The sequence below is a fragment of the Streptomyces sp. NPDC034099 genome (genome assembly GCF_055575415.1).
Genome location: NZ_JBVISR010000004.1, coordinates 699,467 through 708,269 on the forward strand (window position 1 = coordinate 699,467; position 8,803 = coordinate 708,269).

3 protein-coding genes are annotated in these 8,803 nt (G+C 73.6%); all 3 read left to right on the forward strand.

Annotated elements, in window-relative coordinates; all coding sequences use genetic code 11:
• Positions 1 to 309: 309 nt before the first annotated feature.
• A complete protein-coding gene (locus ACZ56V_RS15715) occupies positions 310 to 1,095 on the forward strand; it encodes a thioesterase II family protein (RefSeq protein ID WP_468942634.1) in 786 nt (261 codons plus the stop codon).
• Entirely contained in the window at positions 1,092 to 4,925 is a 3,834-nt protein-coding gene (locus ACZ56V_RS15720) for an SDR family NAD(P)-dependent oxidoreductase (protein ID WP_468942637.1), read from the forward strand. The genes ACZ56V_RS15715 and ACZ56V_RS15720 overlap by 4 nt, the downstream gene beginning before the upstream one ends.
• 93 nt (positions 4,926 to 5,018) lie before the next feature.
• Positions 5,019 to 8,803 (forward strand): amino acid adenylation domain-containing protein (locus ACZ56V_RS15725; protein ID WP_468942640.1); only part of this gene is annotated, 3,785 nt, incomplete at its 3' end.

The window sequence follows — 8,803 nt, forward strand, 5'->3', positions numbered from 1 at the left end:
TGCGGCCGCGCACAGGGATGAAGGTAAGCACGGCATGGGGGCTGGATTCCGGCCGGGGGCCGGTCAATTCCACGACGGGGGAGTTCAATGGGTGTGCGGGCACCGGCATGGTTGCCAAGTCTTTTTCCGTCCCGGAACGACGGCGTGGACAGCGTCCTCGCCCGGTAACTCCCGATATCGAGTTCTCGACCCCCCGCGGTAATTGACGATCATTCTCCGGTCGTTTTTCCGGGGCCTTTTCCCACAGTGGACCGCCGTCATGTTCTCCTGGCGCCGGGCTGCGCGAAAACGAGCGAGGAGCAGCCGCAGATGACCCTGCCCGAGAACCAGGAACTCGCCCCCCGGACCCCGTACGTCTGGCGGGCCGCGCGGCCCCGGGCCACCCGGCGGCTGATCTGTTTCCCGCACGCCGGAGCCGGGGCTTCCGCCTACGCGGACTGGGCCGGACTGCTGCCTCCGGAGATCGAGCTGGTCGCCGTCCAGCTGCCCGGGCGGCAGAACCGTATCGCCGAGGAGCCGTTCACCGAGGCGGCCCCGCTCGTCGAGACGCTGACCCACGCGCTGCGGCCGGTGCTCGACCTGCCGTACGCCTTCTTCGGGCATTCCGCCGGCGCGACCCTCGCCTACGAGCTGACCCGCGCGCTGGCGGCGCGCGGCGGGCGGATGCCCGGGCACCTGTTCCTGTCCGCGCAGCCCGCCCCGGGCCACTCCACGGTCCGCCGGCTGCACACGCTGCCCGACGAGGAGTTCGCCGCCGAGATCCTCTTGCTGGGCGGCGTCGACCCCGAGGTCGCCGACGACGAGGACGTGCTGGAGGCGATGCTCTACACGCTCCGGGCGGACTTCACGCTCTGGGAGCGGCACCGCGTCGAGCCCGGCGACCCGCTGGACGTCCCCGTCACCGTGCTGTGCGGCGAGTCGGACCCGCGGGCGCCGCTGGACGAGGTGAAGCGGTGGGAGGAGCACACCACCGGCGAGTTCCGCGCCGAGTTCTACCCCGGCGGCCATTTCTACTTCCTGGACTCTCCCGCCGACGTCGTCGACCTGATCGGCCGTACGCCGCTGGCCCCCGTGACGAACCGGAGGAGCGCATGACCTCTGTCGACCCCACCGGACCCGGCCTGCTGGCGGGTCTCGCCGACACGGTCCGGGGTCTGCCCGGCGTCCTCGACGCGGCCGCCGTCGCCCGCAGGGGCCTGCGCGCCGCCGAGCCGCCCCGGCCCGACCGGAACGCCCCGCCCGCCGCGGAGCCCGCACCCGCGGCCCGGGACACGGACCCGGACCTGCCGCCCGTCGAGCTGTACGGCGGTGACGTGCGCCTGCCCGACGACGGTCCCCGGACCCTGCAGGAAGGGCTGCGCCAAGCGGCGGAACTCGCCCCGGACAAGGGCACGGTGTACATCAGGACCGGCCGCGAGGACGTGCTGCAGACCTACCGCGAGCTGCTGGAGGAGGCCCAGCACGTGCTCGGCGGCCTGCGTGCCGCGGGCCTGCGGCCGGGGGACGCCGCGCTGTTCGTGTTCGACGACAACCGCGGTTATCTCACCGCGTTCTGGGCGTGCGTCCTCGGCGGTTTCGTGCCGACGCCGGTCGCCGTGGCCACCACGTACGCCACCGAGAACGAGACCAACCGCAAACTGCTGGGCGCCTGGCGGCTGCTGGACCGGCCGGTCCTGGTCACCGACGTCGGCACCGCCGAGGCCCTGGCCGGGGTGCGCCGGCTGTGGGACGAGCCGGACGTGCGGGTGCTGACCGTCGAGGAACTCGCCGCGCACCCGGCCGACAAGGACTGGTTCCCGGCCGACTGGGACTCCCCGGTGCTCAACCTGCTCACCTCCGGAAGCACCGGTGTGCCCAAGTGCGTGCAGCACACCAACTCCTCCGTGGTCTCCCGGTCCTTCGCCGTCGCCCGGCACTGCGGGCTGACCGAGGACGACATCAGCCTGATCTGGATGCCGTTCGACCACGTCACGGTGGCCTTCTACAACATCCGTGACGTCTTCCTGCGCTGTCTGCACGTCAACGCCAAGATCGAGCACTTCCTCGCCGACCCGCTGCTGTGGTTCGACTGGGCCGACCGCTACCGCGCCACCAACACCTGGGCCCCCAACTTCGCCATGGCGATGGTCAACGAGCGGGCCGCGGACATCGCCGGACGCTCCTGGGACCTGTCCTGCCTGCGGGAGATCACCAACGGCGGCGAGCCGGTGATCGCCGCCACGAGCCAGCGGTTCCTCGCGCTCCTCGCCCCGCACGGGCTGCCCGCCGACGCCATGGTGCCGGCGTGGGGCATGTCGGAGACCTGCTCGGGCATCACCTACACCCGCCAGAGCCTGGACGACCCGGCCGCGGGCACCGTCGCCGTCGACCCGGCCTCCTTCGGGGAGAGCGTGCGCCACCTCCCGCCGGACCACCCCGACGCCGTGGTCCTCTCCCGCGTCGGGCGGCCCATCCCCGGGGTGCGGCTGCGCATCGTGGACGAGGACGGCACGGTGCTGCCCGAGGGCCGGATGGGCGAGCTGCGGGTCACCGGGGCCACGATCATGGCCCGCTACTTCGGCAACGAGGAGGCCGACCGGGAGGCCTTCGACGACCAGGGCTGGTTCCGCACCGGCGACCTGGCCTTCGTCGCCGACGGCGAGGTGGTCATCGCGGGGCGCCGCAAGGACCAGATCATCGTGCGCGGCATCAACTACATGGCGCACGAGCTGGAGAGCGTGGTCGAGCGGGTGGACGGGGTGCGCGTCACCTTCTCCGCCGCCGCGGGCGTGCGCGAACCCGGCGCCGCCACCGACCAGCTCGTGGTCTTCTTCGTGCCGGTGAGCTGGGACGCCGACGCGCTGGCCGCCACGAAGGAACAGGCGCGGGCGATCCTCGTGCGCGAGTCCGGGATCGCTCCCGACCTGCTGGTGCCGGTCACCGAGGGCGAGTTCCACAAGACCGCGAGCGGCAAGATCCAGCGTGCCGCGCTGGTCGCCGACCTCCGCTCCGGACGGTTCGCCGACCGGGTGGACGACCCGGCCGCCGCCGAGGAGGAGGACCCGGCGCCGGACACCTGGTTCACCACCCGGCAGTGGGTGCCGCTCGACGACACCGCACCCCCGGCCGACGGCGCCGGGCAGGGCGTGACCGTGGTCCTCGGCGAGGACGCCGACCTCGAACGGCTCGACCTGGACGGCCCGTTCGTCGCCGTCCGCCGGGGCGCGGCCTTCGCCCAGGAACTGCCGTACCGCTACCGCGTCCCGGCCGCCGACCGGACGGAGCTGAAGCGGCTGCTGACCTCGGTCACCGAGCGCTACGGCGCGATCGGCACCGTCGTGCACGCGCTGTCGCTGGCCCGGTCGGGGGAGCCCGCCGAGCGGCTGGCGACAGCCACCGCCGAACTCACCGCGCTGCTCGCCGCCCTCGCCGACGGTGGCTCGGGCCGGCCCCGGCTGCTGGTGCTCACCTCCGGCGCCTTCCACGTCCGGGGCGGCGACCGCGTCGACCTCGGCACCTGCGCGCTGCCCGGCTTCGTGCGCACCGCGATCGGGGAGGCCGCTCCCCTGCCGGTGAAGCAGCTCGACCTGCCCGCCGCGGACCCGGGGGGCTGGGCCGCCGCGCTGCGCGCCGAACTCCGCGCGCCGCAGCGCACCGGACTCGTCGCCGTCCGCGAGGGCGTGCGCCTCCAGCCCCGGCTCGCGCCCCTCGACACCGACGGACCCGACGGAGCGGCCCCCGGCGACCCCGTCACCCCGGGCGGCCTCTACCTGGTCACCGGCGGGCTCGGCGGCATCGCCCACGACATCGCCGGCTACCTGCTGGCCTCCTACGGAGTGCGGCTGCTACTGGTGGGCCGCTCGCCCGCCGAGGGCGACCGGGGCGAGCGCCTCGCCGCCCTCGCCCGGCTCGGCGAGGTGGCGTACGAGCGGCTGGACGTCGCCGACGCCGACGCGGTCGGTGCCGCGATCGCCGCCGCCGAGCAGCGCTGGGGACGCACCCTGGACGGCGTACTGCACCTGGCGGCCGCCGACCCGACCGGGCAGTGGGCGGACCTCGACCGGCACCTCATCGTGAACGAGAGCCCCGAGGTGTACGCCGAGCAGTACCGGGCCAAGGTCGAGGGCACCCTGGCCCTCGCCCGTGCCCTGGAGGACCGGCCGGACGCCTCGCTGGTGCTGTTCGGCTCCGTCAACGGCGAGTTCGGCGGCCACTCCTTCGGTGCCTACGCCACGGCCAGCAGCTTCCTGGCCGGGTTCGCCGAGCACTGGCACCACGACCGCGGACGCCGGGTGCACTGCCTGGCCTGGAGCCAGTGGACCGGGGTCGGCATGAACCGGGACCGCTCGCAGGCCGCCGCCGAGCACCGCGGCTTCCGCAGCATCGACCCGGACACCGGGCTGCGGCTCTTCCTGGAGAGCACGGCCCTGCCCGGCCCGTACACGATCGTCGGCCTCGACCCGCGCAACCCCGCCGTGGTCGCGGAACTCGTACCGCAGCGGCTGCGGGTCGGCGAGATCGTCCTGGCCTACGTCGCCGACGGCGCCGACCCCGGCGCCCTGCGCGACGCGCTCGCCACCGGCCCCGCGAGCCCCGTGCCGGTGCGCCTGGCCCCGGTGCCCCGCATCCCCCGCGACGCCTACGGGGAGGTGGACGCCGCCCGGCTGCTGGCCGACACGGCGCCCGAGCGGGCCCGGCGCAGGGCGACACCCCCGCGGGAGGGACTGGAGAGCGAACTGGCCCGCCTTTGGTCGGACGCGCTGGTCCGGGCCGACGTCGGCCGGGACGAGTCGTTCTTCGAACTCGGCGGCAACTCGCTGCGCGCCACCCGGCTGCTGGCCCTGACCGAGCAGGAGCTCGGCGTCCGGGTCACCACGCAGGAGCTCTACGAGAACCCGACCGTGGCGGGCATGGCCACGGTCGTCGCACAGCACGCGGCCGGCTGACCGGCAGTCCGGCAGTCCGGCAGTCCGTCACCGGAGGTTTCCTGCCGGCCGCAACCACAGGCGCAGGACGACTGATCGAGGAGTAGACGCCACATGATCCCCTTGTCCTTCGCCCAGCGGCGCCTCTGGTTCATCGACCGCTTCGAGGGACCCTCGGCCACGTACAACATCCCGTTCCTGCTGCATCTGCGGGGACGGCTCGACGTGGCGGCGCTCTCGGCGGCACTGCGCGACGTGGTGGTCCGCCACGAGAGCCTGCGCACCGTGTTCGTCGTCGACGAGCACGGGGTGCCCGGTCAGCACGTCGTCCCGGCGGACGACCTGCGCCTGGACCTCCCCCTCGTCGAGACCACCCCCGACGGGGTGGACGCCGTGGTCGCCGAGACCGGCGGTCACCACTTCGATCTCGCGGCCGAGGTCCCGGTGCGGGCCGTGCTGGTCCGCACCGGCCCCGAGCACCACCTGCTGGTGCTGAACATCCACCACATCGCGGCCGACGGCGAGTCGATGGAGCCCCTCACCCGGGACCTGACCACCGCCTACACCGCACGCGCCGCCTCCGACGTCCCGGACTGGGAGGAACTCCCCGTCCAGTACCGGGACTACACGCTGTGGCAGCGCGAACTGCTCGGCGACGAGGACGACCCGGAGAGCGTGCTCTCCCGGCAGCTCGACCACTGGCGCGAGGCACTGGCCGGGCTCCCGGAGCAGCTCCAGCTGCCCACCGACCGGCCCCGTCCCGCGGTGATCAGCCACCGCGGCGACATGGTGGACTTCGCCGTCGACCCGGAGCTGGTCGAGGCGGCCGAACACCTGGCCGCCGAGCACGGGGCCACCACCCCCATGGTCATGCAGACCGCGCTCGCGGTGCTGCTGCACCGGCTGGGTGCCGGGGACGACGTCCCCCTCGGCGCCACCATCGCCGGCCGCACCGACGAGGCGCTGCTCGACCTCGTCGGCTTCTTCGTCAACACCTGGGTGCTGCGCGCCGACCTGTCCGGCAACCCGTCCTTCGCCGAGGCGCTCACCCGCGTCGCGGACCGGGCCCTGGCCGCCTACGACAACCAGGACGTGCCGTTCGAGCGGCTCGTCGAGGTGCTCAACCCGGAGCGGTCCACTGCGTACCACCCGCTGTTCCAGGTGATGTTCACCTGGCAGAGCAACGACGTCATCGAGCTGGACCTGCCGGGCGTCCGGGGGCGGCTGGAGGCGGTGCCCACCCGGACCGCCAAGTTCGACCTGGAGTTCAACTTCGCCGTCGACCCCGCCGACGGCGGCATGCGCTGCGTCCTGGAGTACGCCACCGACCTGTTCGACCGGGAGACGGTGGAGCGGTTCGGGCCCCGCTTCCTGCGGGTGCTGCGGGACTTCGTGACCGACCCGTCCCGGCCGGTCGGCACCGCCGACGTACTGCTCGACGGTGAGCGCGAGCAGCTCGCCCGGTTCGCCGGGCAGGCCGCGCCGACCCCCGAGCTGTCCGTACCGGAACTGTTCGAGCAGCAGCTCGCGGTGGACCCGGACGCCCCGGCCGTCCTGTGCGGCGGGACGCGCCTGACCTACCGGGAACTGGACGAGCGCGCCAACCGGCTGGCCCACGCCCTGCGCGGGCGCGGAGTGGGTGCCGAGTCCCTGGTGGGTCTGGCCCTGCCCCGCTCCGCCGACCTGGTCGTGGCGATGCTCGGCATCCTCAAGTCGGGCGCCGCCTACCTGCCCATCGACCCGCGCTTCCCCAGCGCACGCCTCGGCCTGGTCCTGGGTCAGGCCGCCCCCGCCCTGCTGCTCACCGACGCCGGGACCGGCGGCGAGCTGCCGGCGCACGACGTGCCGGTGCTGCTGCTGGACGAGCTGGACCTGGACCGCGCGGACGAGGGCCCCGTCGACGCCGACCTGCGCCCCGACAACCTCGCGTACGTGATGTACACCTCGGGCTCGACCGGTGTCCCCAAGGGCGTGGCCATCACCCACCACGGCGTGGTCAACGGCGTGCTGCGCCTGGCGGCGGTCGTCGGCATGGGTCCGGGCCGCAAGATGCTGGCCGGCACGTCGGTCAACTTCGACGTGTCGGTGTTCGAGATCATGACGGCGCTCACCACGGGCGGCGTCGTCGAGGTGGTCCGCGACGTCCTGGAGCTGGGCGAACGCGACCACTGGCACGGCAGCGTGATCAGCTCCGTCCCGTCGGTGTTCTCCGAGGTCCTCGACCGGATCGCGGGCACCACCAGCGTGCAGACCCTCGTGTTCGCGGGCGAGGCCCTGCCCGCGACGCTGGTGGAGCGGGCCCGCGAGGCGTTCCCGGGCGTACGGGTCGTCAACAGCTACGGCCAGACCGAGAGCTTCTACGCCGGTACCTTCACGGTGGACGCGGCCGAGGACTGGGACGCCTCGCGCGGTGTGCCGATCGGCGAACCCCTGGGCAACATGCGCGCCTATGTGCTGGGCCCGGGGCTGACACCCGTACCGCCGGGCGTGGTCGGCGAGCTGTACGTCGCCGGTGCGGTGGCCCGCGGCTACCAGGGACGCCCCGGACTGACGGCGGAACGCTTCCTTCCGGACCCGTTCGGTCCGGCGGGCGCGCGGATGTACCGCACCGGCGACCTGGCCCGCTGGAACCGTGACGGCCGCCTGGAGTACGTCGGCCGCGGCGACGGACAAGTGAAGATCCGCGGGCTGCGCATCGAGCCGGGCGAGGTGGAGGCGGCCCTCGCCGCCCACCCCGGCGTCGCCCAGGCGGTGGTCTCCGTGCACGAGCACGCCGGGACCCGGCAACTCGTCGGGTACGTCGTCCCCGTGGGCGTCATCGGCAACGACCCCGGCGCCGCCGAGAGCATCGGCGACCTGCACGTCGACCTGACGGCCGGGGTGTCGGTGCCGGAGCTGCGCCGGTTCGTCGCGGCCCGGTTGCCGGAGTACATGGTGCCGTCCGCGTTCGTGGTCCTGGACCGGCTGCCCCTGGCCCCCAACGGCAAGCTCGACCGCCGGGCGCTGCCCGCCCCGGTGTTCAAGAATGAGACCTACCGCGCCCCGTCGACGGAGACCGAGCAGGCGCTGGCCGCCGTGTTCGCCGAGGTGCTGGGCGTGGACCGGGTCGGTGTGGACGACGACTTCTTCGTCGTCGGCGGTGACAGCATCCGCTCCATCCAGGTCGTCTCCCGCGCGCGTGCCCGGGGGGTGGAGGTGACACCGCGCGAGGTGTTCCAGAACCGGACCGTCGCCGAACTCGCCCAGGTGGCGGCCGGCCGCGGCGGGGCCGCCGAAACGCTGGAGGAACTGCCGGGCGGTGGGGCCGGGTTCGTGCCGTTGCTGCCGGTGGCGCGGTATCTGCTGGAGCTGGGGGGTGGGTTCGGCCGGTTCACGATGTCGACGGTGGTGGATCTGCCGGGTGGGATCGACCGGGCCGGGTTGGTGGCCACGTTGTCGGCGGTGTGGGACCGGCATGACCTGCTGCGTTCGCGGTTGGTGGAGGGCGGTCTGGAGGTCGGTGCTCCCGGCTGCGTGGATGTGGCTCCGTTGATCGAGCGGGTGGAGGTGGACGGGTCCTGGGACGGGGCCTGGTACGAGCGGGCCGAGCGCGAACTCGATGCCGCCACGGGTCTGTTGGATCCGGCGGCTGGGGTGATGGCGCGGTTCGTGTGGTTCGACGCGCCGTCGGGCGGGCGGTTGGTGATCGTTCTGCATCACCTGGTCGTGGACGGTGTGTCCTGGCGCGTCCTCCTGCCCGACCTCGCCGAGGCCTGGAAGCAGGTCCGCGACGGCCGCACACCGGAGCTGCCCGCGGTCGGCACCTCCGTACGCCGTTGGGCGCATGCTCTGGTGGAGGAGGCGTCGTCGCCGGAGCGGGTCGCCGAGCTGGAGCTGTGGCGGTCGGTCGTGGAGGGGCC